This is a genomic window from Rhizobacter sp. OV335, assembly GCF_900142965.1.
Classification (GTDB): Bacteria; Pseudomonadota; Gammaproteobacteria; order Burkholderiales; family Burkholderiaceae_C; genus Rhizobacter.
In genome coordinates, this window is the sequence record NZ_FRCQ01000010.1 from 97,274 (window position 1) to 123,142 (window position 25,869).

General features: G+C 70.7%; 25 protein-coding genes. 9 read left to right on the forward strand and 16 right to left on the reverse strand.

Annotation, left to right across the window (positions count from 1 at the left end):
* Nucleotides 1-34: 34 nt before the first annotated feature.
* The gene (locus BUE42_RS12765; protein WP_073465478.1) at nucleotides 35-943 is read right to left on the reverse strand and encodes a c-type cytochrome; all 909 of its coding nucleotides are present in this window, start codon (nucleotides 941-943) and stop codon (nucleotides 35-37) included.
* A gap of 86 nt (nucleotides 944-1,029) precedes the next feature.
* Complete coding sequence (locus BUE42_RS12770; RefSeq protein WP_159445410.1) at nucleotides 1,030-1,374, reverse strand: cupin domain-containing protein; 345 nt, start codon at nucleotides 1,372-1,374, stop codon at nucleotides 1,030-1,032.
* Between the two features lie 135 nt (nucleotides 1,375-1,509).
* On the opposite strand from BUE42_RS12770, the gene BUE42_RS12775 reads away from it, so the two are divergent.
* Nucleotides 1,510-4,218, forward strand: a complete 2,709-nt coding sequence (locus BUE42_RS12775) for a winged helix-turn-helix domain-containing protein (RefSeq protein WP_073465480.1) — start codon at nucleotides 1,510-1,512, stop codon at nucleotides 4,216-4,218.
* A gap of 38 nt (nucleotides 4,219-4,256) precedes the next feature.
* On the opposite strand, the gene BUE42_RS12780 is transcribed toward BUE42_RS12775, so the two are convergent.
* Both BUE42_RS12780 and BUE42_RS12785 read right to left on the reverse strand, forming a co-directional pair.
* Entirely contained in the window at nucleotides 4,257-5,123 is an 867-nt protein-coding gene (locus BUE42_RS12780; RefSeq protein WP_073465481.1) for an alpha/beta hydrolase, read from the reverse strand.
* Between the two features lie 99 nt (nucleotides 5,124-5,222).
* On the reverse strand, nucleotides 5,223-6,215 hold the full coding sequence (locus tag BUE42_RS12785) for a LysR family transcriptional regulator (RefSeq protein ID WP_073465482.1): 993 nt from the start codon (nucleotides 6,213-6,215) through the stop codon (nucleotides 5,223-5,225).
* Nucleotides 6,216-6,387: 172 nt separating this feature from the next.
* Between BUE42_RS12785 and BUE42_RS12790 the strand changes: the two genes are divergently transcribed.
* The 8 genes from BUE42_RS12790 to BUE42_RS12825 all read left to right on the forward strand — a co-directional run bounded on the left by BUE42_RS12790 (nucleotide 6,388) and on the right by BUE42_RS12825 (nucleotide 15,959).
* On the forward strand, nucleotides 6,388-7,569 hold the full coding sequence (locus BUE42_RS12790; protein ID WP_073465483.1) for an efflux RND transporter periplasmic adaptor subunit: 1,182 nt from the start codon (nucleotides 6,388-6,390) through the stop codon (nucleotides 7,567-7,569).
* 33 nt (nucleotides 7,570-7,602) lie between these two features.
* Nucleotides 7,603-10,791, forward strand: coding sequence for an efflux RND transporter permease subunit (locus BUE42_RS12795; protein ID WP_073465484.1), 3,189 nt, complete (start codon nucleotides 7,603-7,605; stop codon nucleotides 10,789-10,791).
* A 14-nt stretch (nucleotides 10,792-10,805) separates the two neighbouring features.
* Complete coding sequence (locus tag BUE42_RS12800; protein ID WP_073465485.1) at nucleotides 10,806-12,242, forward strand: efflux transporter outer membrane subunit; 1,437 nt, start codon at nucleotides 10,806-10,808, stop codon at nucleotides 12,240-12,242.
* A gap of 103 nt (nucleotides 12,243-12,345) precedes the next feature.
* Nucleotides 12,346-12,615: a BufA1 family periplasmic bufferin-type metallophore gene (locus BUE42_RS12805; RefSeq protein WP_073465486.1), complete on the forward strand. Its 270-nt coding sequence runs from the start codon at nucleotides 12,346-12,348 to the stop codon at nucleotides 12,613-12,615.
* A gap of 7 nt (nucleotides 12,616-12,622) precedes the next feature.
* Nucleotides 12,623-13,516, forward strand: coding sequence for an MbnB/TglH/ChrH family RiPP precursor modification enzyme (locus tag BUE42_RS12810; RefSeq protein ID WP_073465487.1), 894 nt, complete (start codon nucleotides 12,623-12,625; stop codon nucleotides 13,514-13,516).
* Nucleotides 13,513-14,346 carry an HvfC/BufC N-terminal domain-containing protein gene (locus tag BUE42_RS12815; RefSeq protein WP_073465488.1) on the forward strand — a complete coding sequence of 278 codons (834 nt, stop codon included), beginning with the start codon at nucleotides 13,513-13,515 and terminating at the stop codon, nucleotides 14,344-14,346. Before BUE42_RS12810 ends, BUE42_RS12815 begins: the two co-directional genes overlap by 4 nt.
* Nucleotides 14,343-14,810 (forward strand): DoxX family protein, encoded by a 468-nt coding sequence (locus BUE42_RS12820; protein WP_073465489.1) that lies wholly within the window; start codon nucleotides 14,343-14,345, stop codon nucleotides 14,808-14,810. Before BUE42_RS12815 ends, BUE42_RS12820 begins: the two co-directional genes overlap by 4 nt.
* A 66-nt stretch (nucleotides 14,811-14,876) precedes the next feature.
* Nucleotides 14,877-15,959 carry an NAD(P)/FAD-dependent oxidoreductase gene (locus BUE42_RS12825; protein WP_073465490.1) on the forward strand — a complete coding sequence of 361 codons (1,083 nt, stop codon included), beginning with the start codon at nucleotides 14,877-14,879 and terminating at the stop codon, nucleotides 15,957-15,959.
* On the opposite strand, the gene tolA is transcribed toward BUE42_RS12825, so the two are convergent.
* From tolA to ribD, 12 genes are all read right to left on the reverse strand, one after another.
* Nucleotides 15,921-16,763 carry a cell envelope integrity protein TolA gene (gene tolA / locus BUE42_RS12830; RefSeq protein WP_073465491.1) on the reverse strand — a complete coding sequence of 281 codons (843 nt, stop codon included), beginning with the start codon at nucleotides 16,761-16,763 and terminating at the stop codon, nucleotides 15,921-15,923. The two genes, BUE42_RS12825 and tolA, sit on opposite strands and share 39 nt — an antisense overlap.
* A gap of 25 nt (nucleotides 16,764-16,788) precedes the next feature.
* Nucleotides 16,789-17,214, reverse strand: a complete 426-nt coding sequence (tolR, locus tag BUE42_RS12835; RefSeq protein WP_073465492.1) for a protein TolR — start codon at nucleotides 17,212-17,214, stop codon at nucleotides 16,789-16,791.
* Between the two features lies 1 nt (nucleotide 17,215).
* On the reverse strand, nucleotides 17,216-17,944 hold the full coding sequence (gene tolQ / locus BUE42_RS12840; RefSeq protein WP_073465493.1) for a protein TolQ: 729 nt from the start codon (nucleotides 17,942-17,944) through the stop codon (nucleotides 17,216-17,218).
* Nucleotides 17,941-18,351 (reverse strand): tol-pal system-associated acyl-CoA thioesterase, encoded by a 411-nt coding sequence (gene ybgC / locus BUE42_RS12845; RefSeq protein WP_073465494.1) that lies wholly within the window; start codon nucleotides 18,349-18,351, stop codon nucleotides 17,941-17,943. Before ybgC ends, tolQ begins: the two co-directional genes overlap by 4 nt.
* Before the next feature lie 61 nt (nucleotides 18,352-18,412).
* The gene (locus BUE42_RS12850) at nucleotides 18,413-18,790 is read right to left on the reverse strand and encodes a TssQ family T6SS-associated lipoprotein (protein ID WP_235002305.1); all 378 of its coding nucleotides are present in this window, start codon (nucleotides 18,788-18,790) and stop codon (nucleotides 18,413-18,415) included.
* Between the two features lie 17 nt (nucleotides 18,791-18,807).
* Nucleotides 18,808-20,478: a serine/threonine-protein kinase gene (locus BUE42_RS12855; protein WP_235002306.1), complete on the reverse strand. Its 1,671-nt coding sequence runs from the start codon at nucleotides 20,476-20,478 to the stop codon at nucleotides 18,808-18,810.
* A 183-nt stretch (nucleotides 20,479-20,661) separates the two neighbouring features.
* Entirely contained in the window at nucleotides 20,662-21,846 is a 1,185-nt protein-coding gene (locus tag BUE42_RS12860; protein WP_073465497.1) for a pyridoxal phosphate-dependent aminotransferase, read from the reverse strand.
* A 15-nt stretch (nucleotides 21,847-21,861) separates the two neighbouring features.
* Nucleotides 21,862-22,404 (reverse strand): transcription antitermination factor NusB, encoded by a 543-nt coding sequence (gene nusB / locus BUE42_RS12865; RefSeq protein WP_073465498.1) that lies wholly within the window; start codon nucleotides 22,402-22,404, stop codon nucleotides 21,862-21,864.
* Nucleotides 22,401-22,865, reverse strand: coding sequence for a 6,7-dimethyl-8-ribityllumazine synthase (ribH, locus tag BUE42_RS12870; RefSeq protein ID WP_073465499.1), 465 nt, complete (start codon nucleotides 22,863-22,865; stop codon nucleotides 22,401-22,403). The genes nusB and ribH overlap by 4 nt, the downstream gene beginning before the upstream one ends.
* Nucleotides 22,866-22,884: 19 nt before the next feature.
* Nucleotides 22,885-23,982, reverse strand: a complete 1,098-nt coding sequence (ribBA, locus tag BUE42_RS12875) for a bifunctional 3,4-dihydroxy-2-butanone-4-phosphate synthase/GTP cyclohydrolase II (protein WP_073465500.1) — start codon at nucleotides 23,980-23,982, stop codon at nucleotides 22,885-22,887.
* Between the two features lie 105 nt (nucleotides 23,983-24,087).
* The gene (locus tag BUE42_RS12880) at nucleotides 24,088-24,702 is read right to left on the reverse strand and encodes a riboflavin synthase (RefSeq protein ID WP_073465501.1); all 615 of its coding nucleotides are present in this window, start codon (nucleotides 24,700-24,702) and stop codon (nucleotides 24,088-24,090) included.
* Between the two features lie 17 nt (nucleotides 24,703-24,719).
* Nucleotides 24,720-25,862, reverse strand: coding sequence for a bifunctional diaminohydroxyphosphoribosylaminopyrimidine deaminase/5-amino-6-(5-phosphoribosylamino)uracil reductase RibD (gene ribD / locus BUE42_RS12885; protein ID WP_073465502.1), 1,143 nt, complete (start codon nucleotides 25,860-25,862; stop codon nucleotides 24,720-24,722).
* Nucleotides 25,863-25,869: the final 7 nt, after the last annotated feature.

Consider the following 25,869-nt stretch of genomic DNA (forward strand, 5'->3'; position numbering starts at 1 on the left):
TCTTTCTCTGTGAAAACGAAAAGCGGGGGAGGCTTCAGCGGTTGCCGGCGGCGCGCGGCGGGAGGCCCTTCAGGTGCAGGTACAGCGCCTGCGCATCGGTGTCGTTCAACGCCTGCAGCGATTCGAACGGCATCACGCGGTCGACGGCACTGCCGTCGGGGCGTCGCCCGGTGCGCAGCATCCTGATGAACGCATCGGCATCGGCGTAATGCGCCATCGCGCTGCCATCGCCTGGCGTCAGGTTCGCCGCGGCCGGCCACTCGGGCGGTGCGCCGGGAATGCGCCCGCCCGACAGCCCGGCGCCGTGGCAGCCGATGCAGGCGTTCGCGACGTACCCGCCGTGCAGCGCGGTCGACGCCTCGGGCACCGGTTGCGACGGCGGCAGCGCATGGTCGATGACCTCGGCCGCATCGTGGATCACGCCGGCCGCATACAGCGCCTTCACCGGCAGCGCGAACTCGATCACCGCGGGCCCGCCCTTCGCGCTCGGCATCTGCCGCACGTAGGCGATCAGCGCGCCGAGGTCGGCATCGGTCAGCCGGTTGTAGTCCTCGCTCGGCATCACGATCGCCGGGCGGCCGTCGGGCTTCACGCCGTGGCGCACGGTGCGCACCCAGTCGGCGACGGTGTATCGCTCGACCGCGCTGCCCGGTGCCGGCGTGATGTTGGGCGCCCGCACCCGCATGCCCTTGCCGTCGTTGACGACGTCCTTGCCGGCGCCATTGACGCCATGGCATTCGGTGCAGCCCCGCGACAGGTACAGGTACCTGCCGCGCGCGAGCCCGGCTTCGTCGCCCGGCAACGCGACCGCGCCGATCGGCTGCAGCGCGACCTGCCGCTGCATCTTGCGTTCGCCCAGCTGCGCGCCGAGCACGAGGGCCGCGGCCAGCGCCGCGACCAGTCCGGTCGCCGTGAAGGCGCCGCGTTTCAACCACTTGTTCATCTCTGGGCTTCAGGGTGTTGCGGGGAGGTTCGCAGTGTTCCGCCGCCACCGCATCGCGACATCGCCCGAAGGAGCCACCGGCCGCGTCAGCGAGGAGCCACCCCCTTTAGGGGAGCCGCGACCGCTACCAGCTGCAACAAGCCGCCGCCGTGGTTGACGACCTGGTGCTCGGCACCCGCCGGTACGATCAGGGTGCAGGGCGCCTGGAAGCGCTGCGGCCCGTCGGGCAGCTGCAGCTTGCCGCTGCCTTGCAGCACCAGGATCGCCAGCTCGCCGTCATGGCGCTGGCAGCCGGTGGCGGCGCCGGGTTCCAGCTGCTGCGTCCAGGCCTCGAAGCCGTGGATGCCCTGGGCGGCGCCGGCGACGCCGACGCGCGGGTTCGGGCCGTCGGGCGGGTCGCGGGGCAGGGCGCTGTGGCTGATGACGAGCATGCCGCGATGCTGCGGGCCAGGGGCCATCGCGCGCATCGGCCGAAAGAGCCATGGTCCGCGAGACGGCGGGCCATCCCCTCATTTGAGGAGGTCGCGCGAGGCCGCGATGCGGGCGGGCGCCGTCAGAATCCCGCGATGTCGTCCGCCGTCGTTCCGCATGCCTTCGCGCTGGCCAAGATCCAGCCGCCGCGGCCGCGCACCAGCCTGGTCGGCCGGCCGGCGCTGGAGCTCGCGCTCGGCGCGGCGCTGCTGCAGCAGCGGCTGACGCTGCTGCTCGCGCCGGCCGGCTACGGCAAGACCTCGGCGCTGGCCCGCCAGATCCGCCTGCTGCCGCCGGGCACCGCGCTCGCCTGGGTCACCGCCGACGAGGACGACCAGCTGCCGCGCTTCCTCGCGTGCCTGGGCAGTGCGCTCGAGCCGCACGACCTGCCGTGGCGCGTCGACCCGGAGGCGCTGGCCACGCTGGCGCTCGGCGAGCGCGGGCTGCGCGCGGTGGCCGACGAGCTGATCAACGCGCTGGCCGGTGCCGAGCTGGTGCGCGGCTTGCTGGTGCTCGACGACGTGCACCGCATCGCCGACCCGCAGGTGTTCGAGCTGTTGCAGCTGCTGATCGAGCGATTGCCGCAGCACTGGGGCGTCGTGATGGCGAGCCGGCTCGAGCCGCCGCTCGCGATGGGCCGCTGGCGCGCGGCCGGCGAGCTCAGCGAGTTCCGGCAGTACGCGCTGCGCTTCAACGAGGACGAGGTGGCCGAGCTGCTGGCGAGCGCCGGGCTGCCGGCCGGGGCAGGGGTCGCACGCGAGCTGCTGGAGCGCACCGACGGCTGGGCCGCCGGGCTGCGCCTGAACCTGTCGGCGCGGCCCGGCGATTCGGCCGCCCGCGCCGGCGTGCTGACGCAGCGCCACCTGTTCGACTACCTCGCCGCCGAGGTGCTCGACGAGATGCCCGCCGAACTGCGCAGCTTCCTGCTGTGCTGCGCGGTGCTGCCGGAGCTGACGGCCGCGCGCTGCGCCCACGTCAGCGGCTCACCGCATGCGGCGCGCCTGCTGGCCGAGGTGGAGCGGCGCGGGCTGTTCGTCAGCGTGCTCGATGCCGACGAGCTGACGCTGCGGCTGCACGACCTGTTCCGCGATTTCCTCGAAGACCGGCTGCAGCGCGAGCGGGCCGGCGAGCTGCCCGCGTTGCTGCGCCGCGCCGCCGATGGCGAGGACGACCTGCCGCGCGCCGTCGGCTACCTCGCACGCGCCGGCGCGTGGGACGAGGCGGCGCAGGCGGTGGCCGGGCGCGGCGTCGAGCTGCTGGCGATCGGCGGCGGGCCGAGCCTGGCGCGCATGCTGGCCTTGTTTCCGCCGGCCGAATTCGAGCGCCGGCCCGAGCTGCATTTCCTGCGCGGGCTCAGCTGCTTCCCGACCTTTGCGTTCGACACCATGCTGGCCGCGATGCAGCAGGCCGAGGCCGGCTTCCGCGCGGCCGGCCGCGATGCGCAGGCCTGGCGCGCGCGGGCCTATGCCTGCCTCGCGATGGAGAACATGGCGCAGACCGAGGTGGCGGCGCGCGAGCTGCCGAAGCTGCTGGCGCTGCCGCTGGACGACGGCACGCGCGCCTTCGTGTGCTTCGGTGCGGCCTGGGCGGCCTATGCGCAGGCGCGCGCGGCCGACGTGGCGCCCTGGTTCGAGCAGATGCTGCAGGCGCTGGAGCGCGTGCCCGAGCAGCCGGTGTGGGACTCGTGCTTCTTCCACAGCCTGATGGTCGGCATGCCGGGCATGGACGGGCTGCTGGAGCGCTTCGGCCAGCGGGCCACGGCGCTGTTCGGCGACACGCCGACGCAGCTGCGCGCCGGCGTGCTGCATGCGCGGGTGTGGCTGGCGTTCTCGGCCGGCCGGCTCGACGAGGCCGAGCACTGGCTGGCGCGTGCCGACGAAGACTGCCGCTGGCTCGGCCGGCCGCGCAGCGTGCTGACCGAGAACCACATGGCGCACACGCTGGTCGATGCGGTGTGCGGCCGGCGCGACGCGGCCTATGCGGCGGCGCTGGCGTGCCGGCACGACATCACCGAGCACGGCTCGGCACCGAACCGGCTGACGCACGAGTACGAGGTGATCTTCACGCACAGCCGCGCCGCGTGGATCCTGCAGGACGAGGCCACGCTGCGCGAGCTGGATGCGCGGCTCGCGCAGGTGCTGAACCCGTACGAGTGGGCGGCGGCGCGCGACGACCGCTGCTTCAGCCGCGCGTTCATCGCGATGCTGGAGGGGCGGCTGCATGACGCGCAGGCGCTGCTGGTGCCGCTGGCGATCGATCACGAGTCGTCGTGCTTCTTCCCGGCCGCGCAGGCGACGCTGCTTCTGGCCGACGTGCGGCTGCGGCTCGGGGCGCTCGACGAGGCCGCCGCGACCTTGCGGCCGTGGATCGCGCGGGCGATGGGCGGTGGCTCGGTCGGTGGGGCGCTGCTGTGCGGCTGGCCGGTGCTGCAGCGCTTGCGCGACACGCGCTGGGGCGAGCGGCTGTCGGTGGACGAGAAGGCGGTGCTGGGTCGGCTGGCGGCGACGCTGGCGCCGCGCGAAGACCCCGCGGTGCGCGCCGCACGCCCGGGTGGCCCGGCCGCGCGCGCGCCGCAGGACGAGGCCCAGCTCGCGCCGCGCGTGCGCGCCGAAGGGCTGGCCGGCCTCAGCGAGCGCGAACGCGAGGTGCTTGCCCGCCTGGCCGCCGGCGACAGCAACAAGCTGATCGCGCGCGGGCTCGACCTGAGCCCGCACACCGTGAAGCGGCATGTCGCCAACATCCTCGGCAAGCTGGGCGTTGACACGCGCGGCCAAGCCGCTGCGCGGTGGCGCGAGGATTCGTAGCCCGGATGCCAATCCATCCGGGGGGGCCGATGAAGCCCTCAGGCCGCGATGCCGAACAGCTCCAGCAGTGCCTGCCGCATCGGCGCCTCGCCGACCGCATGCGTGTCATGGTGCGATCCCCCCGGCACCAGCACGAAGCGCTTGGCCGACACCGCCGCGTCGAACAGCGCCCGCCCCAGCGCGTGCGGGATCAGCCGGTCGTCGTCGCCATGCACCACCAGCACCGGGGCGCGCACCGCGCCGATCTTCTGGGCCGCATCGAAGCGCTGCGTGATGAAGCGGCGCACCGCCGACCAGCCGCAACTGAAGCTCGCGACCACGTCGGACAGCGACGTGAAGCTGCTCTCGATGATCAGACCGGCCGCGTCGTCGACCTCGGACGCCAGGTGGATCGCGATCGCGCCGCCCAGCGAGTGGCCGAAGATGTAGCGCGCATGGCCCGGCTGCCGGGCCGCGAGCCATTGCCACGCGGCGCGGGCGTCTTCATAGGCGCTGGCCTCGGACGGCAGCTCGCCGCCGCTCTTGCCGAAGCCCCGGTAGTCGACCGCCAGCACCGAGAAGCCCATGCGCTGCAGCCGGCGCAGGCGCTCGGCGCTGCAGCTCACCTCGTGCTGCGCGCCGTGCAGGTACAGCAGCAGCGGCGCCTGCGCATCGTCGTGCGGGTGCCACAGCCCGTGCAGCCGCACCGCCTGCCCGCTGAGCGCCGAGTCGAAACCGATCCACACCTCGTGCATGTCGGTCAGCCGGCGCAGCGCGCGCGCCTGCGACCAGCGGTTGCGCTTCTGCGGCCGGAAGATCCACTTGCGCTGCTGCGTGTCGATCAGCCGGTCGCCGGCGACCGCGGCGAACGCGGTCAGCGCGGCGGCAGGCCAGCCGGCACGGGTGAGGGCATAGGGAAGTTGCATGCCCTGATCTTCGGCCGCGGCGCCCTTCGCTTGAATCCCCGGGTCACGCTCCCCGCGTTCAAGTGGCCGCAGTTCCCAACATTCGTTCTCACGAGCTGCTCAATGCGCGTGCGCTTCGAGCAGCTGCACCGTCTTGTTGGGCAGCTTGATGGCGCTCTTCTCGCGCTCGGCCCGCGCCTCGTGGCACATCTTCATGCCGGTGTGGTGCTCCAGGATCTCGGCCACCCAGTCGACGAACACCCGCACCTTCGACGACAGGTGGCGGTTCGACGGGTACACCACGTGGAACGGGATCTCGTCCGACAACCAGTCGCACATCAGCAACTCCAGCACGCCGCAGCTCGGGTACTGGCGGAACATGTAGGTCGGCAGCCGGCCGACGCCCAGGCCCGCCAGGCAGGCGTCGACGTACGCGTTGGAGTCGTTCAGCGTCAGCGGGCTGTCCACCGGCAGCAGGATACGCTCGCCGTTGCGCACGAAGTCCCAGTCGAACACCTGGCCGGTGCGCAGCGAGAAATAGTTCAGGCAGGTGTGCTTCTTGAGATCCAGCGGGTGCTGCGGGCGGCCGTGGCGCGCCAGGTAGCCGGTGGTCGCGCAGGTCACCAGGTTCATCGTGCCGACGCGGCGCACCACGACGGACGGGTCCGACACCTCGCCGACGCGCAACGCGCAGTCGATGCCCTCGCTCAGCAGGTTCGGCGGCCGGTCGCTGCAGCCCAGTTCCAGCTCGATGTCGGGGTAGCGCTCGAAGAACGACGGCAGCAGCGGGATCAGCAGCCGGCTCGCCACCGCGGTGCTCACGTCCACCCGCAGCTTGCCGCGCGGCGAGGCCTGGCTGGACGAGAACGACTCCTCGGCGTCACGCAAATCCTCGAGGATGCGCACGCAGCGTTCGTAATAGGCGGCGCCGTCTGCCGTCACCGACACCTTGCGTGTCGTTCGGTGCAGCAGCCGCACCTTCAGGTGGCCCTCCAGCTCGGCGACGCTGGCCGACAGCGTCGCTTTCGGCACGTTCAGCAGCACCGCTGCACTGGTGAAACCGCCGGTGTTGACGACGCCGACGAAGGCTTGCATGGCTTTGATGGTGTCCATTGTCCCGATTCCTGAACAGTCATTCCGCAAAACGCTACTTTATAACTGATTCACAGACCAATACATTTGATGGTGCAACGCAGCATGGGGTATTTCCCGTGACTGTCGACTATTTCCATTTGTCTCTTTTATTTCGGTGGGGCCGCGTGCTCCGCTGTCCAGGATGACCCCCATGACCCTCCGTCCCACCTCCCTGATGTTCTCGACCGTCGCGTTGACGCTCGTGTCGGCTGCCATGTTGTCGCTGAGCGGCTGCTCGCGCGGCGGTGAAGCGATGGCCGCCACGGCTGGTGGGCCGCCGCCGGCGCCGCCGGTCAGTGTCGCCGTCGTCGTCTCGCGCAACGTCGTCGAGCAGCAGGATTTCTCCGGCCGCATCGAAGCCATCGAGTCGGCGCAGATTCGTGCCCGCGTGCCCGGCACCATCGACGCGGTGCAGTTCAAGCCCGGCGCGCTGGTCAAGAAGGGTGACGTGCTGTTCGTGATCGACCCGCGCAGCTACCAGGCCGAGGTGGCCAAGCTGGAAGCGGCGGTCGCCAGTTCGAAGGCCAAGGCCGACCTCGGCCGCACCGAGCTCGAGCGCTCGAAGCGCCTGATGGCCGACAACGCGATCGCCCAGCGCGATTTCGACGAGCGTGCCGCCAGCGCCCGCCAGCTCGAAGCCGGCGCGCAGGCCGACCAGGCCGCGCTCGCGGTCGCGAAGCTGAACCTCGAATACGCCGTCGTGCGGGCGCCGTTCGCCGGCCGCATCGGCAAGGCCGAGGTCACGGTCGGCAACCTGATCGACAGCAGCGTCGTGCTGACCTCGCTGGTCTCGATCAGCCCGGTGTACGTCAGCTTCGACGGTGACGAGTCCACCTTCCTGAGCATCGGCGGCGCCGCCCGCGAAGGTGGCAAGGGCGTCAAGGTGCGCACCGGGCTGACCAACGAGAGCGGCTTCCCGCACGAAGGCCGGCTCGACTTCATCGACAACCGGGTCGACCCGGCCTCCGGCACGGTGCGCATGCGCGCGGTGCTCGAGAACAAGGATGGCGCGCTGATTCCCGGGCTGTTCGCGCGCGTGCAGGTCGGCGCCGACATCGGCGCACCGGCCGCGCTGCTGATCAACGACACCGCGATCGGCACCGACCAGAACCGCAAGTACGTCTACGTCGTCAACGCCGAGAACAAGGCCGAGTACCGCGTCGTCCAACTCGGCCCGCTGGTCGATGGCTTGCGCGTCGCGCGCACCGGGCTGAAGCCGGGCGAGCGCATCGTCGTCAACGGCCTGCAGCGCGTGCGCCCGGGTTCGCCGGTCGCCCCTGAAGTCGTCGCGATGAATGCCGACACGGCAGCCAGCGCCCCGGCTCGCCAGTAATCGGCCAGACAAAAAGTCAGATCGAAAGACCCCATGCGATTCTCAAAATTCTTCGTGGACAGGCCGATCTTCGCGGCCGTGTTGTCCATCCTGTTGTTCCTCGCCGGGTTGATCGCGATCTTCCGGCTGCCGATCTCGGAATACCCCGAGGTCGTGCCGCCGTCGGTCGTCGTCAGCACCCGCTTCCCGGGTGCCAACCCGACCGTGATCGCGCAGACCGTGGCCGCGCCTCTCGAAGAGGCCATCAACGGCACCGAGAACATGCTGTACATGGCCTCGCAGGCCACCGGCGACGGCGGCATGAACCTGACCGTCACCTTCAAGGTCGGCACCAACGTCGAGCAGGCTGAAACGCAGGTGCAGAACCGCGTGCAGCGTGCCTTGGCGCGCCTGCCCGAGGAAGTGCGGCAGATCGGCGTGACCACCGTCAAGAGCTCGCCCAACATCACGATGGTGGTGCACTTGCTCTCGCCGAACTCGCGCTACGACGAGGTCTACCTGCGCAACTACGCGGTGCTCAACATCAAGGACCGGCTGGCCCGCGTGGCCGGCATGGGCCAGGTGCAGGTGTTCGGCGCCGGCGACTACTCGATGCGCGTCTGGCTCGACCCGCAGAAGATCGCCGCGCGCGGCCTGACCGCGCCCGACGTGGTGGCCGCGATCCGCGAGCAGAACGTGCAGGTGGCCGCCGGCGTGGTCGGCGCGTCGCCCGCGAAAGACGCGCCGTTCCAGCTGTCGGTCAACACGCAAGGCCGCCTGAGCACCGAAGAGGAATTCGGCGACATCATCATCAAGACCGGCAGCCTCACCGCCAGCGGCGGCGTGATCCGCCTGCGCGACGTGGCCCGCCTCGAGCTGGGTGCTTCCACCTACTCGCTGCGCTCGCTGCTGAACAACAAGCCGGCGGTCGCACTCGGCCTGTTCGAGGCGCCGCAATCGAACGCGCTGCAGATCTCGACCGACGTGCGCGCGCTGATGGAAGACCTGAAGAAGGACTTCCCGCAGGACCTCGAATACGCCATCGTCTACGACCCGACGCAGTTCGTGCGCGATTCGATCTCGGCCGTGATCCACACGCTGCTCGAGGCGATCGCGCTGGTGGTGCTGGTGGTGATCGTGTTCCTGCAGACCTGGCGCGCGTCGCTGATCCCGCTGCTGGCCGTGCCGGTGTCGGTGATCGGCACGATGGCGGTGCTGCTGGGCTTCGGCTTCTCGATCAACACGCTGTCGCTGTTCGGGCTGGTGCTCGCGATCGGCATCGTGGTCGACGATGCGATCGTGGTGGTCGAGAACGTCGAGCGCAACATCGCCAACGGGCTGAGTCCGCGCGACGCGACCATCCAGGCGATGAAGGAGGTCTCCGGGCCGATCATCGCGATCGCGCTGGTGTTGTGCGCGGTGTTCGTGCCGATCGCGTTCGTCTCCGGGCTGACCGGCCAGTTCTACCGCCAGTTCGCGCTGACCATCGCGATCTCCACGGTGATCTCGGCCTTCAACTCGCTGACGCTGTCGCCGGCGCTGGCCGCCGTGCTGCTGAAGCCGCACGGTGCCCCGAAGGACAAGCTGGCGCGTGCGATGGACTGGGCCTTCGGTGGCTTCTTCCGCGTGTTCAACCGCTTCTTCGACCGCTCGTCGCACGGCTACACCGGTGGCGTCAAGCGCGTGCTGGCGCACAAGGGCGCGACCCTCGTGGTCTACGTGCTGCTGATCGTCGGCGCGGTGTTCATGTTCCGCATCGTGCCGTCGGGGTTCGTGCCGGCCCAGGACAAGCAGTACCTGGTCGGCTTCGCCCAGCTGCCTGACGCCGCCTCGCTCGACCGCACCGAAGGCGTGATCCGCCGCATGTCGGAGATCGCGCAATCGGTGCCGGGCGTCAAGAGCTCGGTGGCCTTCCCGGGCCTGTCGATCCACGGCTTCATGAACGCGCCGAACTCCGGCATCGTGTTCTACACGCTCGACGATTTCGACAAGCGCAAGGGCGCCGCGCTGTCCAGCGGCGCGATCGCCGCCGAGGTCAACAAGCGGCTCGGCGCGATCCAGGACGCCTTCATCATGGTGTTCCCGCCGCCGCCGGTGAACGGCCTCGGCACGATCGGCGGCTTCAAGCTGTACGTCGAAGACCGCGCCAACCTCGGGCCCGACGCGCTGTACCAGGCGGTGCAGGCGCTGCAGATGAAGGCCTGGCAGACGCCGCAGCTGGCGGGCGTGTTCTCGGGCTACCAGATCAACGTGCCGCAGCTGAAGGCCGACGTCGACCGCACCAAGGCCAAGCAATTGGGCGTGCCGCTGGCGGACATCTTCGACACGATGCAGATCAACCTCGGTTCGCTCTACATCAACGACTTCAACAAGTTCGGCCGCACCTACCAGGTGATCGCGCAGGCCGACGCGCCGTTCCGCTCCGACGCCTCGGCGATCGGGCAGTTCAAGGTGCGCAACGCAGCGAACGAGATGGTGCCGCTGGGCAGCCTGGTGAACGTCAGCAACACCTATGGTCCCGACCGCGTCGAGCGCTACAACTCGTACACGGCGGCCGACTTCAACGGCGGCCCGGCTCCGGGCGTGTCGTCGGGGCAGGCGCAGGACATCATGGCCAAGCTGGCGGCCGAGACGCTGCCGCGCGGCATCAACTTCGAGTGGACCGACCTCACGTACCAGGAGATCCTGGCCGGCAACACGCTGGTGATCGTGTTCCCGCTGTGCGTGCTGCTGGTGTTCCTGGTGCTGGCCGCGCAGTACGAGAGCTGGACGCTGCCGCTGGCGGTGATCCTGATCGTGCCGGCGTCGATCCTGTGCGCGCTGCTGGGCGTCTACCTGACCAAGGGCGACAACAACATCTTCACGCAGATCGCGTTGTTCGTGCTGGTGGGGCTGGCGTCGAAGAACGCGATCCTGATCGTCGAGTTCGCCCGTGACCTGGAGCACCAGGGCAAGAGCATCGTCGAGGCCGCGCTCGAAGCCTGCCACCTGCGCCTGCGCCCGATCCTGATGACCTCGATCGCGTTCATCATGGGCGTGCTGCCGCTGGTGTTCTCGTCGGGTGCCGGTTCGGAGATGCGCCATGCGATGGGCGTCGCGGTGTTCGCCGGCATGCTGGGCGTGACGCTGTTCGGCCTGTTCCTGACCCCGTTGTTCTACGTGCTGCTGCGCAAGCTCGCGGTGGCGATCGAAGGGCGCTCCGGCGCTGCCGCGGCGCCGGTGGCGCACGAGGCGACGACCTGAGCAACGACAAGACCATGACACACACTTTGTTCAAGACTTCCGCGCTGGTGACGGCGCTGGTGCTGGCGGGCTGTTCGCTGGCCCCGACGGTGCCGCAGCCCGATGTGGGCGTGCCGTCGGCCTACAAGGAGATGACGGCCGTCGAAGGCAGCTGGAAGGCGGCCGCGCCGTCCGAGGCGCAGCAGCGTGGCGCCTGGTGGGCGACCTTCGGCGATGCGAAGCTGGATGCGCTCGAGGAGCAGGCCGCGAAGGCGAACCCGACGCTCGCGTCGGCCGCCGCTCGCGTCAAGGCGGCGCGCGCCGCGCTCGGCAGCGCCGAGGCCGATCGCTGGCCGCAGCTCGGCCTGAATGCCGGTGTCACGCGCAGCCGCTCGGCGCCAGGGCAGCTCGGCGTACCGGCCGGCACGCCGGTGTCGCCGTCGACCGTCTACAGCGCCGGCCTGGGCGCGAGCTACGAGGTCGACCTGTTCCAGCGGGTCGGCAACGGTGTCAACGCCGCGAAGGCCGATGCCGAGCAGGTCGAGGCCAGCTACCGCTCGGTGCTGCTCGCGCTGCAGGCCGATGTGGCGCAGACGTACTTCGCGCTGCGGGCACTCGATGCCGAAGCGGCGCAACTCGATGCGACGCTCGCGCTGCGCACCGAGAACGTCCGCCTGATCGGCAAGCGCTTCCAGGCCGGCGACGTTGCCGAGCTCGACGTGGCGCGCTCGCGCACCGAGCTGTCGACGTTGCAGGCCGAGGTGGTCGCGCTGCGCGGCAGCCGCTCGCGGCTCGAGCATTCGCTCGCGCTGCTGCTCGGCCAGGCGCCGGCCGGTTTCAACTTCGACAACCAGCCGCTCGCGATGGATGCCACCGTGCCGGTGGCGCCGCCCGGCTTGCCGTCGGCGCTGCTGGAACGCCGGCCCGACGTGACGGCCGCGCAGCGCAGCATGGCGGCGGCGACGGCGCGTGTCGGCGTGGCCAAGTCGGCGCTGTTCCCGGCGCTCGCGCTGACGGCCAACGGCGGCTATGCCTCGACCGAGCTGAGCGACCTGTTCAAGACCAACGCGCAGTCCTGGCTGACCAGCCTGGTGTTCTCGCTGCCGATCATCGACGGCGGGCGCAACAAGGCGGCCATCAAGCGCGCCGAGGCGCAGCTCGAAGGCGCGGTGGCCGATTACCGCCAGTCGGTGCTGCTGGCCTTTGCCGACGTGGAGGACAACCTGTCCGGCCTGCGCTCGGTGCGCGAGCAGGTGGGCTTCACCGACGCGGCGGTGTCGTCGGCACGCCGTGCAGCCGAACTCGCTGACAAGCGCTACCGCGCCGGCGAGGACAGCTACCTGCAACTGCTGGAAGCGCAGCGCGACCTGCTGACCATCGAGCGGCAGGCGGTGAAGCTGCGCGGCACCTGGGCGACCACGACGGTCGGCCTGATCCGCTCGCTCGGCGGGGGTTGGGAAACCACCCAGTGACGGAATGCCCGCTTCTGCGGGCATGATCGGGACCTGATGTAAGACGACCCGCCCGAGTTCGACTCAGGCGGGTCTTTTCAACTTTCATCCACAGGAGAACCCGATGAACAACCGTCTGATCGCCTCGTCCGCCCTCGCTTCCGTGCTGGCCCTGGGCCTGTTGGGCCACGCCAACGCCGCCGACGAGAAGGCCAAGGAAAAGTGCTTCGGCATCGCCACGGCCGGCCAGAACGATTGCGCCAACGCCTCGGGCTCGCACTCGTGCGCCGGCCAGTCGAAGGTCGACAAGGGCGCCGACGAATGGAAGTACGTCGCCAAGGGCACCTGTGCGAGCCTGGGCGGCAAGACCGCCGAAGAAGCCAAGAAGAAGTGAGCCCGCGGTGAGCGCCGCCGCGCGGCCGGCCGCCGACCGCTGGGTCGGCATCGGCCTGCGCCAGCCTCACTACGCCGAGCTGCTGGACCGCCCCGAGGCGGCTCCGGCGCTCGGTTTCGTCGAGGTGCATTCCGAGAATTTCTTCGCCGATGGCGGCGCCGCGATGGCGGTGCTGCACGCGGCGCGCTCGCGGTGGGACGTGAGCCTGCACGGCGTCGGGCTGTCGCTCGGCTCGGCCTGCGGGCTCGACCCGTGGCACCTCGATCGGCTGGCCCGGCTGGCCGAGCGCATCGAGCCGGTGCGCGTCTCCGACCATGCGAGCTTCGCCCGCGCCCCCAGCGGCCTGGCGGGTTCCGCCACGCTGCACGCCAACGACCTGCTGCCGCTCGCGTTCACCCGGGAGGCGCTCGACGTGATGGTGCGCAACGTGACCCAGGTGCAGGAGCGCCTGCGCCGGACCCTCCTGGTCGAGAACCTGTCGGCCTACCTGGCCTGGACCGACCAGGAGATGAGCGAGCCCGAATTCTTCAACCAGCTGACGCGCCGCACCGGCTGCGGGCTGCTGCTGGACGTCAACAACCTGGTCGTCAATGGCTTGAATCAGGCGAGAGACCGTCCCGCCGACGCGGCGCGCGAAGCCTGCGACTGGATCGACGCGATCGATGCGGCGAGCGTCGGCGAGATCCACCTGGCCGGCTACCTCGAACTGCCGGACATCGTGATCGACGACCACGGCAGCCGCGTGCATGCGCCGGTGTGGCAGGTGTTCGCGCACGCGATCAGCAGGCTGGGGCCGAGGCCGACGCTGGTCGAATGGGACACCGAGCTGCCACCGCTGGCCGTGCTGCTCGACGAAGCGGCGCACGCCGGCCGCGTGATCGCCGAGGCCGGCGCCCGATGAACGAGCTCGACCGCCAGCAGGCCTTGCTGCGCAGCCTGTGGGCGCGCGACGACGGCGCGTCGCTGGCCGGCGCAGTCAGCGAGCAGGGGGCCAGGCTGCTGCGCGGCTGGCAGGCGTACCAGGCGAACGGCGGCGCCTCGGCCGAGCGCGCGCTGGCAACGCGTTATCCGACCGTGCAGGCGATGCTGGGCGAGGAATCGTTCGCCGCGCTGGCGCGCGCGTTCTGGCAGGCGCAGCCGCCGCAGCGCGGTGACCTGGCCGAGTTCGGCGAGGCCTTGCCCGGCTTCATCGCCGCGAGCGACCAGCTGGCCGATGTGCCCTACGTGGCCGACAGTGCGCGGCTCGATGCGCTGGTCGCGCGCTGCGAGCAGTCGGCCGACATCGGATGCGACACCGCGAGCCTCGCGCTGCTGGCGCAGGCCGATCCCGCTGAACTCACGCTGACGCTGGTGCCGGCGGTCGGCCTGCTCTCCAGTGCCTGGCCTGCGGCGAGCCTGTGGCTGGCGCATCGCCTGGGCGACGAGGCGGCCCGCCACCTCGATGCCGCTCGTGAAGCGCTTGCCGCCGGTCGTGGCGAACATGCGCTGGTGTGGCGCGATGGCTGGCGTGCGCAGGTGCGGCCGATCGGCGAGGCCGACGCGCGCTGGACGCGGGCCTTGCTGGAGGGCAGGCCGCTGTCGGAGGCATTGGACCGCGCCGGCGAGAGCTTCGCTTTCGAACCCTGGTTGTTGCAGGCCGTGCAGCACGGCTGGCTGGCTGGCGCGCGGGCGGCGAAAGAAATGCCGCTGCCCGCCGACCAAGCCCCATCGAATCGAAAGAAACCACCATGAGCCTCACCCCCTTGCTGACCCTGTGGCGCCGCTTCGTCGCGGTGCTCGAATCGCTGCAGCCGGTCGCGCAGCTGGCGGCGCGGCTCTACGTTGCGCACGCCTTCTTCCTGTCCGGCCTGACGAAGATCCGCGACTGGGACACCACGCTCGCGCTCTTCAACGACGAGTACCACGTGCCCTTGCTGCCGCCCGAGCTGGCGGCCGTGATGGGCACCGGCGGCGAGCTGGTGCTGCCGGTGCTGCTGGCGCTCGGGCTGGCCGGACGCTTCGCGGCGCTCGGGCTGTCGGTGATGAACGTGGTCGCGGTGCTGAGCCTGGCCGAGATCGCACCGGCCGCGCTGCAGCAGCACCAGTTCTGGGGCAGCCTGCTGATCGGGCTGGCGCTGTGGGGCCCGGGCCTGCTGTCGCTCGACCGGCTGATCAGCGCCCGCTGGGGCATTCGTCCAGGCCTGGCGGTGCGCTGACGGCCGAGGCCGGCGCCCGGGGCACAATGCGGGATTGCACCCGCATTGCTTGCCCACCTCCCCTCGATGAAGCATCTCGTTCTGCTGGGCGCCGGACCTGCCCACCTCCAGGTGCTGCGCGAGTTCGCGGCGCAGGCGCTGCCCGCCGCGCAGGTCACGCTGGTGGCGCCGTCGCTGCGCCCGATGTCGCAGGCGGCGCTGCCCAGTTGGATCGCCGGCCGGCGCAGCCTCGATGACAGCGTCACGCCGCTGCTGCCGCTCGCGCAGCAGGCGCGGGTGACGCTGGTGGAAGGCGAGGTGGAGTCGCTCGACGCCGCCGGCCGGCGGGTGACCTTGGTCGGCGGCCAGGTCATCGACTACGACGCGCTGAGCCTGGACCCCGCGCCGGCGATGGACCGCGACGCGATCTCCGGCACCCGCGAACATGCCCTCTTCATGCAGCCCACCGAGCAGTTCGTGCGCCTGTGGGATGCGCTGCTCGCGCTCGCGCAGCAGCGCACGCTGAGCGTGGTCGTCATCGGCTCGGGCATCGCCGGTGTCGAGCTGTCGCTCGCGGTGCAACGGCGCCTCGGCAAGCGCGCCCGCGTCGCGCTGGTCACGCACGGTGGCCCGCCGCTGCCCGACTTTCCGTCGTCGGCGCAAGGCCGCATGCACCGCATCCTGAAGCGCCGCAACGTCACCTTGTTCGAGGAAGAGTGCGTCGCCGTCGGTGCACGGCAGGTGATGGTCGGCGACGGCATGCGGCTGGTCTGCGATGCGCCGCTGCTGGCCCTGCCCGGCCGCCCGCCGTCGTGGGTCGAAGGCAGCGGGCTGCAGCGCGATCCCGAAGACGGCACCGTGGTGGTCGGCCCCACGCTGCAGAGCGCGTCGCACCCCGAGGTGTTCCGCGGCGATGAAGATCCCGCGGCGCTCGCGACCAACCTGCGCCGCTTCGTGGCCGGTGGTGCGCTGGTCACCGCGAAGACCACCGGCCCGGCGCTGCGCTGGGTCGACTGCGGCGATGGCGACGCGCTCGTCAGCTGGGGCGCGTGGTCGTTCGAGGGACGCTTCGTGGCTTGGCTGCTGCGGCGGCGCGAGCGCGGCGCAGGGGCGCGCCCGGGGCTGCCTGCCTCACATGTCGTTCGGCCGGAAGCCGACGACCAGCGGTGACGGTACGCGACCGTTCTCATCAGGCGGCAGCTTGGCGGTCTTGTCGATCGCGCGCAGCACGGTCTCGTCCCACTCCTTGATTCCACTGCTCTTCGTGACGACTCGGCTGACGATGGTGCCTTCAGGGGTGGTGCGAATCTCGACTTCGACGCGCGGATTGCCTTCTATGGGAGCGATCAGCGTGATGTTGGGCAGTATCGCGCGGAAAATTTTGCCGCCGTAGTTCGCCGACGGCGCCGCGTCGCGCGCGGCGTTGCCGGTGCTGGTCGCCGCGCCGGTGGCGCCGGCCTGGCCGAGGATGCGATCCAGCTGCTTCTTGCGCTGCTCTTCGGTCTGCGCCGCCTGCCGCTCGAGGTCTTTCTTCTTGCGGTCAGCCTCGGCCTTGGCATCCGCGAGCCGCTTGGCTTCTTGCGCCTTCTTCTCTTCGACTTCCTTGTCCTGCTGGGCCTTCAGCTCCTTCTGCTTGGTCTTCTCCTTCTCGATCGCGATCTGCGGATCGGGGGCAGGGCGGGGCGGTGGCGGAGGCGTCTCGACCTTCGGCTCGGGCGCGGGCTTCGGTGCCGGCGGTGGTGGCGCGGGCGGCGGCTCGACAGCCTTCGGCGCAGCCACCTGTGGCACGGCGGCCCACAGCTCCGCCGCGACCGCCACGGGTTCGCTCGACTGCCAGTTCACGCCGAAGGCCAGCGCGGTGACCAGCAGCACGTGCGCGCCGGCCGCGAACGCGAAGCCGGCACCGACGCTGTCGGAGTTATCAGGCCGCAGCGCGTCGTGCTCGCGGAACTTCAGGAGGGTGGCGGTGCTCATCGCAGCGTCAGGAGCGGTCAATGGGTCAGATTCCGGTGTTCTTGACCGACAGCCCGACGCGCAGCACGCCGGCGCGCTGCAGCGTGTCCATCACGCGCACCACCGCCTCGTACTTGACCTGCCGGTCGGCCGAGATCACGACCGGCGATTGCGCGTTGCCGCCCTGCGCCTCCTTGACGGTGGCGGCCAGCGCGGTGAGCTTCAGCGGCGACGGCTCCTTGCCGTCGACGCGCAGCTTCAGGCTCTCGTCCTTGCCGACGACGACCTCGATCACGTGCTCGGGCTGCTGCTTGCTCTTGCCGACGGTCGGCAGGTCGACGACGCCGGTGGTGATCAGCGGCGCGCTGACCATGAAGATGATCAGCAGCACCAGCATCACGTCGATGAACGGCACCATGTTCATCTCGGAGATCGTGCGGCGGCGCGAGCCGCGGCCGGCGACGGCGGGCATCTCAGCGCACCCCGGCCGGGCCGGCCGAGGCTCCTGCGCCGGCCGGGCCCGCGGGCAGCGGCTGCGTCGCGTTGCGCTGCAGGATGTTGGAGAACTCCTCGATGAAGGTCTCCAGCTGGATCGCGATGCGGTCGATGTCGCGCGCGAAGCGGTTGTAGGCGATCACCGCCGGGATCGCGGCGAACAGGCCGATCGCGGTGGCGACCAGCGCCTCGGCGATGCCGGGGGCGACGGTCGCGAGCGTCACCTGCTGCAGGTTCGACAGCCCGACGAAGGCATGCATGATCCCCCACACCGTGCCGAACAGCCCGACGTACGGCGACACCGAGCCGACCGACGCGAGGAACGACAGGTTCGATTCGACCGCGTCGAGCTCGCGCTGGAAGCTGGCGCGCATCGCGCGCCGCGAACCGTCGAGCAGCGCGCCGCCGTCGATCACGCGGCGCTCGCGCAGCTTCATGAACTCGCGCATGCCCGACGCGAAGATGCGCTCCAGCGGCGCGCTGTGCGCCTTCTGCGACGCTGCGTTGAACAGGTCGTTCAGGTTCTTGCCGGCCCAGAACTCGCGCTCGAAGTCCTCGTTCATCGTGCGCACGCGGCGCAGGCCGAACAGCTTGCCGAAGATCACCGTCCAGCTGCCGAGCGACACGAGCATCAGCCCGGCCATCACGAGCTGGACCACGAAGCTGGCATGCAGGACGAGGCTGATGATGGAGAAGTCTTGGTTCATGCGATGGCGTCGAGGATGTCGTTGGGAATGCGGCGTGGCTTGAAGGTTCCGGTGTGCACGCAACCGATGCGGATCTCGCCCTCGGCCAGCGTCTGCGCGCCGCGGCGGGCCTGCTGCGCGAGCCGCAGGCTGGCACGCCCCGATTCGACCACACGCACGCTGACCTCGAGCAGGTCGTCGAGCCGGGCCGGGCTCAGGTAGCGCACGCGGGTGTCGGTGACGACGAACATCGCGCCGCCTTCGGTGCGCATGCGCTCCTGGTGGAAGCCGAGCGTGCGCAGCCATTCGGTGCGGGCGCGCTCGAAGAACTTCAGGTAGTTGGCGTAGAACACCACGCCGCCGGCGTCGGTGTCTTCCCAGTAGATGCGCAGCGGGTGGATGAAGGCGGGAGCTTCGTTGGACGTCATGGGGCGCGAACAGCAAGCCGCAGGGGCCGCCCGCGCGGAAACCCGCGCGGTGCGGCGCCAATTATGGCTGCACGCGCTTGTAGACCGGTCCCCAGGCGGGGTGACCTTGTTCCGACTTGTTCAGCGCGAAGGCCGGGTCGGCCTGGCGCGCGGCGCGGAAGGCCGCCTCGCAGTCGCTGGTGCGGCTGCTGGTGCAGTAGATGAACGCGAGGTGCTTGTGGGCGGCGGCGCGGTCGCGCGGCGACACCAGGCCGGTGGTCAGCGCAAGGTTCAGCTGCTTCTCGGCCTCGGGGTACTGGCCGTCTTCATAGGCGCGGATGCCGCCCTGCAAGGCCCGCTCAGCGGGCCGCGAGGTCACGTCGAGCAGGCCGACGGGCGGGGGCGGGGTCTGCGCGCAGCCGGCGGCCAGCACGGCAGCAGCCAGGGCGGAAACCAGCATCGCGGCAGGAAGCAGTCTCATGATCCGAATCGGTATTTGAGGTTGACCGGCTGGCCCGGCACGACATTGACCGTCGAACTGTAAGGCGGAAAGTCGTCGTTGCGAATGGTCACCACATGGCGGCCCTCGGCCAGCGTCAGCTCGTTCAGCGGCGGCGCGGTGCCGACCGACTTGCCGTCGACCTCGACCTGCCCCCACGGGCTGATCGCGAGCCGCACGACGCCGGTGGCGGCGACGGCCGGCGCGGCCGCGGCAGCGCGTTCGCGGGCCTCGCGGGCGCGGCGCTCCTTCAGCGTTTCCTTCGGCGGCAGCGGCTTGCGCGTGGTGTAGGCGCCCGATGCCGCGGCCAGCACCGGGTCGGGCGCGGCGGCCGCGGCCACCGGCAGGCCGGCCGCGGCGACCGTCAGCGGTGCCGATGCGCCGGCCGACGGGGTCGCCGCCACCTCGGAGGCCGCCGGAGCGGCGGCGCTCGCCGCAGCGGCGGGTTGCGAGGCGGCCACGGGTTCGGGGGCAGGGGCCGGTACCGGTGCCGCCGCCACGACCACCGCCGAGGCGGGCGCGGCGGATGAGGCCGTGAGCTCGCTCGAGCGTGGCGACATCAGCGTCCACCACGCGGCGGCCGCGATGCCGACGCCGGCCGCGGCCACCAGGCCCCAGGCCAGCCGGTGGCGTCCGGCGGGGTGCTCGGCGGACTCGTCGCCACCATCGCCGTCCTGCGGATGCTCTTCGAGCCAATGGCGCAGCTCGCGCGACAGCGCGCGGGCCGAGCGGTAGCGGTCGTCGGGGTTCTTCTCCATCGCCCGCGCGGCGATCTCGGACAAGGCCTTCGGGATGCTGCTGTTCACCTGGTGCACGGTCGGCGGGTTGTACTCGGCGACGGCACGGGTGATCTCGGCCAGCGAGCTGCCGCGGAACGGCCGCACGTCGGCCAGCAGTTCGTAGAGCACGACACCGAGCGAGAACACGTCGCAGCGCCGGTCGACCGGCTGCTGGCGCACCTGCTCGGGCGACATGTAGTAGGGCGAGCCGCCGACGATGTCTTCGCCGTTCGAATCGTGCTGGTGCGCGATGCGGGCGATGCCGAAGTCGAGCACGCGCGGTTGCGTGCGCCCGACCATGAAGATGTTGGCCGGCTTGATGTCGCGGTGCACGACGCCCTTCGAGTGGGCATAGGCCAGCGCATCGGCGACGCGGCGCACGATCAGCGCGGCCTGGTGCGGCGTCGGCCGCCAGCCTTCGAGGCGCAGCTGGCGCAGGTCGCGGCCCTTCAGCAGCTCCATCGCGATGTAGGCGCCTTGCTCGCTCGCGCCGGCATCGAACACCGTGACGATGTGCGGGTGGCTCAGGCCGCCGGCGGCGCGCGCTTCGTTCAGGAACAGCGCATTGAACGAATCGCGCTGCTCGGCCGAGATCTCGAGGTTCAGGGTCTTGATCGCGATCAGCCGCGACAGCAGCGGGTCGTGCGCGGCATAGACCACGCCGAGGCCGCCTTCGCCGATGCGGTACTTGAGCGCGTACCGGCCGATGTGGCCGATGGTCGGCATCTGGTCGGCCCCACCCATCGGCGGGTTGGTGGAGAAGGTCGCCGCCGGTTGCGCCGGCAGCCCGAGGTCGGTGTCGCCCCACTTCGGCGCACCCGGCGTCGAGTTGGCAAGGTCGGAGGAAGGATCAGGAACAGGGCCGGGCATGAGGCGGGTTGGGTTCGTGGGACGGTTGTCCACCACGGACGCAGCTTAGTGCAAGCGCATCGGGCCCTGGCAGTAAAAAACCCCGCGTTCTGTGCATTCGTAACATGCGCTTGCGAAAGTCGACGAGATGGTGCATGGCTTCGTTGAGAAAGTGACAACAACGCCTACAGCAAAAACCGCCGGCTACGCCGACAGCAATTGCCGCAGACGCCGCACCGCTTCTTCGAGATGCGCCATCGAACTCGCATACGACAGCCGGATGTAGCGCGCCGCCGCGTGCGGTCCGAAATCGCGGCCCGGCGTGATGGCCACCTGCGCCTCGCGCATCAGCCGGAAGCAGAAGTCCCAGCTGCTGTCGGCATGCGCCGAGCAATCGGCCCAGGCGTAGAACGCGCCATCGGGCATCACCGGCACGCGCAGGCCCAGCGCTTCGAGCGCCGGCACCAGGAAGTCGCGGCGCGCGCGGAACTCGCCGCGGCGGCGTTCGAATTCGGCGATCGAGGCCGGCTCGAAGCAGGCCAGCGCCGCCTGCTGCGCGAGCGACGACGGGCAGATGTAGAGGTTCTGCGCGAGCCGCTCGACCGGCGCGACCAGCTCGGGCGGCAGCACCAGCCAGCCGAGCCGCCAGCCGGTCATGCTGAAGTATTTCGAGAAGCTGTTGATCGAGATCACGTCGTCGCCATGCGCCAGCGCGGTGCGGCCGAACGCATCGTCGAAGCTCAGGCCGAGGTAGATCTCGTCGACCATCGTGAAGCCGCCGCGCTCGCGCACCGCCTGCACGATGCGGCCCATCTCGTCGAACGCGATCGAGGTGCCGGTCGGGTTCGACGGCGACGCGAGCAGCACGCCGCGGGTGGCCGCCGTCCAGGCCGCTTGCACGGTCGCCGCATCGGGCTGGAAGCGGTGCTCGGGCGACGCCGGCAGCAGCCGCGCGACGCCGTCGGCCGCCGCGACGAAATGGCGGTTGCACGGGTAGCTGGGGTCGGGCATCAGCACCTCGTCGCCGCGCTCGACGAGCGCCAGGCACGCGAGCTGCAGCGCGGCCGACGCGCCGGCGGTGATCACGATGCGCTCGGGGGCGATGTCGACCTGGAAGCGCTCGGCATACCAGCGGCTCAGCCGCTCGCGCAAGGCCGGCAGGCCGGTGGCCTGCGTGTACTGCGTGCTGCCGCGTTCGAGGCAGTCGCGCGCGGCCTGCTGCACCAGCGGCGGCGCGGTGAAATCGGGCTCGCCGATGTTCAGGAAGATCATCGGCCGGCCGCCCTGCGCCGGGTCGCAGGCGGCGGTGCGCGACAGCTCGATCGCCGCCTTCGCACACTCCATCACGTAGAAGGGTTCGATGTGGTCGAGGCGGCTGGCGAGCTTCATCGCGCGATCAATGCGTCAGCGCCGCTGGGCCCGGAACGCCGCCACCTCGACCGGGCGCAGGTCGAGCGCCGCCTTGTCGAGCACGCCGTTCACGTACTTGTGGCCGTCGGTGCCGCCGAAGCTCTTGGCCAGCTCGACCGCTTCGTTGATCGCGACCTTGTACGGGATGTCGATGCAGTGCTTCAGCTCGTAGGCGCCGATCATCAGCACGCCGTGCTCGATCGGCGACAGCTCGGTGGTCTTGCGGTCGACGTGGCGCGAGAGCACCGCGTCGAGGTCGGCGGCCTCGGTGATGCAGCCGTGCAGCAGCGCATCGAAGTGCGCCGCGTCGGCCTTGTCGAAGCCTTCCTGCTCGCGCATGTGGGCATCGACCACGCCGGCGTCGGCGCCGGACAGCAGCCACTCGTACAAGCCTTGCAGCGCGGCCTCGCGCGAACGGCGGCGCGACGACTTGGGCTGCGGCTTGCCGCTCTTCGGGCCGCCCTTGCCCGCGGGCTTGGGGGCGGACGATGAGGACGATGCGGCCGGGGCGGGGTTCTTGGGATCGGTATCGCTCACGAGAGGTCTTCCAGCAGGTTGGCCATCTCGACGGCGACACGCGCGGCGTCACGGCCTTTCTCTTCGACGCGGGCCCAGGCTTGCGCCTCGTCCTCGACGGTCAGGATGGCGTTGGCGATCGGGATCTCGTGGTCGAGCGCGACGCGCGTGACGCCGGCGCCGCTCTCGTTGGACACGAGTTCGAAGTGGTAGGTCTCGCCGCGCACGATGCAGCCGAGCGCGACCAGCGCGTCGTAGCGGTCGCTCGCGGCCATCGCGTTGAGGGCGAGCGGCACCTCCAGCGCGCCCGGCACCGTCACGTGCTTGATGTGCTTGGCGGCGACGCCCAGCGCCGCCAGTTCGCCGATGCAGGCGTCGGCCAGCGCCTGCGTCAGCTTGTCGTTGAAACGGGCCTGCACGATGCCGATGCGCAGGTCGGTGCCGTCCAGGTCGGCCGCCTGGCCCTTGTCTGCTGCTTGCATGTCAATCCAGTCGGTGCGTTCAGTGTTCGGGGGCGACGAAGCCGGTGACCTCGAGGCCGTAGCCGGTCATGCTCGGCATGCGGCGCGGGCTGCCCAGCAGCTTCATCTTCGTGACGCCCAGCTCGCGCAGGATCTGGGCGCCGATGCCGTAGGTGCGCAGGTCCATCTGCGCGCGGGCGCGCGCCGGGGCCGCGGGCGTTTCCTGCCAGTGCGACAGCAGCGACTGCACGTCTTCGCCGCAGTTCAGCAGCACCGCGACGCCGCGCTGGCTGGCCTGCAGCGTCGCGAGCGCCTTGTGCAGCGGCCACGAGTGGCTGCAGGCGCCGGTGTCGAGCAGGTCCATCACCGACAGCGGCTCGTGCACGCGCACCAGCACTTCATCGGCGGTGTCGACCGTGCCGTGGCTCAGCGCCAGGTGCAGGCCGCCGGTGCGGTCGCGGAACGCGGTGCAGTCGAACTCGCCTTGCGCGGTGGTCAGCGTGCGCCGGCCGATGCGCTCGATCAGGCTTTCATTGCGGCTGCGGTAGCCGATCAGGTCGGCGATGGTGCCGATCTTCAGGCCGTGTTCCTTCGCGAAGACCTCCAGGTCCGGCAGCCGGGCCATCGTGCCGTCGTCCTTCATGATCTCGCAGATCACCGAGGTGGGGCTCAGGCCGGCCATTGCCGCGAGGTCGCAGCCGGCTTCGGTGTGGCCGGCGCGCATCAGCACGCCGCCGTCTTGCGCCTGCAACGGGAAGATGTGGCCGGGCTGCACCAGGTCGGTGGCTTGCGCGTCGCGTGCGACGGCCGCCTGCACGGTGCGGGCGCGGTCGGCGGCCGAGATGCCGGTGGAGACGCCGGTGGCGGCCTCGATCGAGACGGTGAACGCGGTGCCGTGGCGGGTGCCGTTGCGGGTGGCCATCGGCGGCAGCTGCAGGCGTTCGCAGCGCTCGCGCGGGAGGGTCAGGCAGATCAGGCCGCGGCCGAAGCGGGCCATGAAGTTGATCGCCTCGGGCGTCACATGGTCGGCGGCGAGCACCAGGTCGCCCTCGTTTTCGCGGTCTTCCTCGTCGACGAGGATGACCATGCGGCCGGCGGCGAGCTCGGCGATCAGTTCGGGAACAGGCGAAATGGGCATCCGCGGATTGTAGGCGGCGGGATCAAGCAACTCCCCAGGAACCGGCTTTGCCGGGCCGAGGGGAGGCGCCCCCCCGGGGGGCAGGAGCGAAGCGACGTGGGGGCTCTATTTCCCCAGCATCCGTTCGACGTAGCGGGCGATCAGGTCGATTTCCAGGTTGACATCCGACCCGGCGGCCAGCGTGCCCAGTGTCGTGTTCTCGATCGTGTGCGGGATCAGGTTGATGCTGAACTCGCAGCCGTCGGCGCGGTCATCGACGCGATTCACCGTCAGGCTGACGCCGTTGACCGCGACCGAGCCCTTGTAGGCGAGGAAGCGGCCGATATGGGCCGAGGCCAGCACCCGCAGCTCCCACGATTCGCCGACCGGTGCGAAATGCGTCACGCGGCCGATGCCGTCGACGTGGCCGCTGACCAGGTGGCCCCCGAGCCGGTCGTGCGCCCGCAGCGCCTTCTCGAGGTTGACCGGGCCGGGCTGCGACAGGCCGGCGGTCTTGTCCAGGCTCTCGGCCGAGATGTCGATCGTGAAGCGGCTGGCGGCGGCGTCGAAGGTGGTGACCGTCATGCAGGCGCCGTTCAGCGAGATGCTGTCGCCGAGCTGCACGTCGTCGAGGTAGTGGTCGGGGGCCTGCAGCGTCAGTTGCAGCCCGTGGGAGGCGTCGGCGCCGAGCGGGCGGACGGAGTCGATGCGGCCGAGGCCGCTGATGATGCCGGTGAACATGGGTGCGATTCTCGCAGTCAGAAGATTTCCCGTGCCGGCGGCCGGGCGATCACCCGCAGGTCGTCGCCGACGCGGTCGACCGCATGGAAGCGCAGCACGGCGGCGTCTTCCAGCCGCTGCAGCGGGCCGAAGGCGGCCAGGCCGCGGCCGGTGCCGAGCAGCTTCGGCGCGAGGTACAGCAGGTACTCGTCGACCAGGCCCTCGCGCACGAACGAGCCGTTCAACTTGTGGCCGGCCTCGACGTGCAGCTCGTTGATGCCGCGTTGCGCCAGGTCGGCCAGCACGGCGGGCAGGTCGACCTTGCCCGTCGGACCGGGCCGCAGGATCACCTCGGCACCGGTGGCCGCGAGTGTCTCGATGCGGGCCGCCTCGGGGGCCGCTGCATACACCAGCACCTGGCCGGGGGCATCGAGGATGCGCGCGGTGGGCGGCATGTCGAGCCGCGAATCGATCACCACGCGCAGCGGCTGCTTCGCGGTGTCGACCAGCCGCACGTCGAGCCGCGGGTTGTCGTCGAGCACGGTGCCGACACCGGTCAGCACCGCGCCGGCCCGCTTGCGCCAGGCGTGGCCGTCGGTGCGCGCGGCCTCGCCGGTGATCCACTGGCTGACGCCGTTGTCCAGCGCGGTGTGGCCGTCGAGCGAGGTCGCGGCCTTCAGGCGCACCCACGGCCGCCCGCGCACCATGCGCGAGAAGAAGCCGATGTTGAGTTCGCGCGCCGCATCGCCCAGCAGGCCGGCGTCGACCTGCACGCCGTGCGCCCGCAGCCGCGCCAGGCCCTGGCCGGCGACCAGCGGGTTCGAGTCGGCGACGGCCGAGACGACACGCGCGATGCCGGCGGCCAGCAGCGCGTCGCAGCACGGCGGCGTGCGGCCGTGGTGCGAGCAGGGTTCCAGCGTGACGTAGGCGGTCGCGCCCTGGGTCGCGTGGGCGCGGGCGGCCGCATCGCGCAGCGCCATCACCTCGGCATGCGGGCCGCCGGCCTGCTGCGTGTGCCCGCGGCCGATCACCTGGCCGTGCGCGTCGAGGATCACGCAGCCGACGCGCGGATTCGGCTCGGTCAGGCCGACGGCTTGCCCGGCCAAGGCCAGCGCTTCGCGCATCGCGGCGTGGTCGGCGGGCGTGAACGCCGGGGCGTTTGGAAACTCGGAAGAAGACATCGGGCGG

What these genes read in the sequence shown, in the direction of transcription:
- BUE42_RS12850 (WP_235002305.1), bottom strand. Translation starts at nt 18,790, where the DNA reads ATGCTGGTTTCCGCCCTGGCTGCTGCCGTGCTGGCCGCCGGCTGCGCG.
- BUE42_RS12765 (WP_073465478.1), bottom strand. Translation starts at nt 943, where the DNA reads ATGAACAAGTGGTTGAAACGCGGCGCCTTCACGGCGACCGGACTGGTC.
- BUE42_RS12880 (WP_073465501.1), bottom strand. Translation starts at nt 24,702, where the DNA reads ATGTTCACCGGCATCATCAGCGGCCTCGGCCGCATCGACTCCGTCCGC.
- ybgC (WP_073465494.1), bottom strand. Translation starts at nt 18,351, where the DNA reads ATGACGTCCAACGAAGCTCCCGCCTTCATCCACCCGCTGCGCATCTAC.
- BUE42_RS12825 (WP_073465490.1), top strand. Translation starts at nt 14,877, where the DNA reads ATGAAGCATCTCGTTCTGCTGGGCGCCGGACCTGCCCACCTCCAGGTG.
- BUE42_RS12775 (WP_073465480.1), top strand. Translation starts at nt 1,510, where the DNA reads ATGTCGTCCGCCGTCGTTCCGCATGCCTTCGCGCTGGCCAAGATCCAG.
- ribD (WP_073465502.1), bottom strand. Translation starts at nt 25,862, where the DNA reads ATGTCTTCTTCCGAGTTTCCAAACGCCCCGGCGTTCACGCCCGCCGAC.
- BUE42_RS12795 (WP_073465484.1), top strand. Translation starts at nt 7,603, where the DNA reads ATGCGATTCTCAAAATTCTTCGTGGACAGGCCGATCTTCGCGGCCGTG.
- ribH (WP_073465499.1), bottom strand. Translation starts at nt 22,865, where the DNA reads ATGCAAGCAGCAGACAAGGGCCAGGCGGCCGACCTGGACGGCACCGAC.
- BUE42_RS12790 (WP_073465483.1), top strand. Translation starts at nt 6,388, where the DNA reads ATGACCCTCCGTCCCACCTCCCTGATGTTCTCGACCGTCGCGTTGACG.
- ribBA (WP_073465500.1), bottom strand. Translation starts at nt 23,982, where the DNA reads ATGCCCATTTCGCCTGTTCCCGAACTGATCGCCGAGCTCGCCGCCGGC.
- BUE42_RS12800 (WP_073465485.1), top strand. Translation starts at nt 10,806, where the DNA reads ATGACACACACTTTGTTCAAGACTTCCGCGCTGGTGACGGCGCTGGTG.
- BUE42_RS12860 (WP_073465497.1), bottom strand. Translation starts at nt 21,846, where the DNA reads ATGAAGCTCGCCAGCCGCCTCGACCACATCGAACCCTTCTACGTGATG.
- BUE42_RS12820 (WP_073465489.1), top strand. Translation starts at nt 14,343, where the DNA reads ATGAGCCTCACCCCCTTGCTGACCCTGTGGCGCCGCTTCGTCGCGGTG.
- BUE42_RS12780 (WP_073465481.1), bottom strand. Translation starts at nt 5,123, where the DNA reads ATGCAACTTCCCTATGCCCTCACCCGTGCCGGCTGGCCTGCCGCCGCG.
- BUE42_RS12815 (WP_073465488.1), top strand. Translation starts at nt 13,513, where the DNA reads ATGAACGAGCTCGACCGCCAGCAGGCCTTGCTGCGCAGCCTGTGGGCG.
- tolQ (WP_073465493.1), bottom strand. Translation starts at nt 17,944, where the DNA reads ATGAACCAAGACTTCTCCATCATCAGCCTCGTCCTGCATGCCAGCTTC.
- BUE42_RS12855 (WP_235002306.1), bottom strand. Translation starts at nt 20,478, where the DNA reads ATGCCCGGCCCTGTTCCTGATCCTTCCTCCGACCTTGCCAACTCGACG.
- BUE42_RS12805 (WP_073465486.1), top strand. Translation starts at nt 12,346, where the DNA reads ATGAACAACCGTCTGATCGCCTCGTCCGCCCTCGCTTCCGTGCTGGCC.
- tolA (WP_073465491.1), bottom strand. Translation starts at nt 16,763, where the DNA reads ATGAGCACCGCCACCCTCCTGAAGTTCCGCGAGCACGACGCGCTGCGG.
- BUE42_RS12785 (WP_073465482.1), bottom strand. Translation starts at nt 6,215, where the DNA reads ATGGACACCATCAAAGCCATGCAAGCCTTCGTCGGCGTCGTCAACACC.
- BUE42_RS12770 (WP_159445410.1), bottom strand. Translation starts at nt 1,374, where the DNA reads ATGCTCGTCATCAGCCACAGCGCCCTGCCCCGCGACCCGCCCGACGGC.
- tolR (WP_073465492.1), bottom strand. Translation starts at nt 17,214, where the DNA reads ATGCCCGCCGTCGCCGGCCGCGGCTCGCGCCGCCGCACGATCTCCGAG.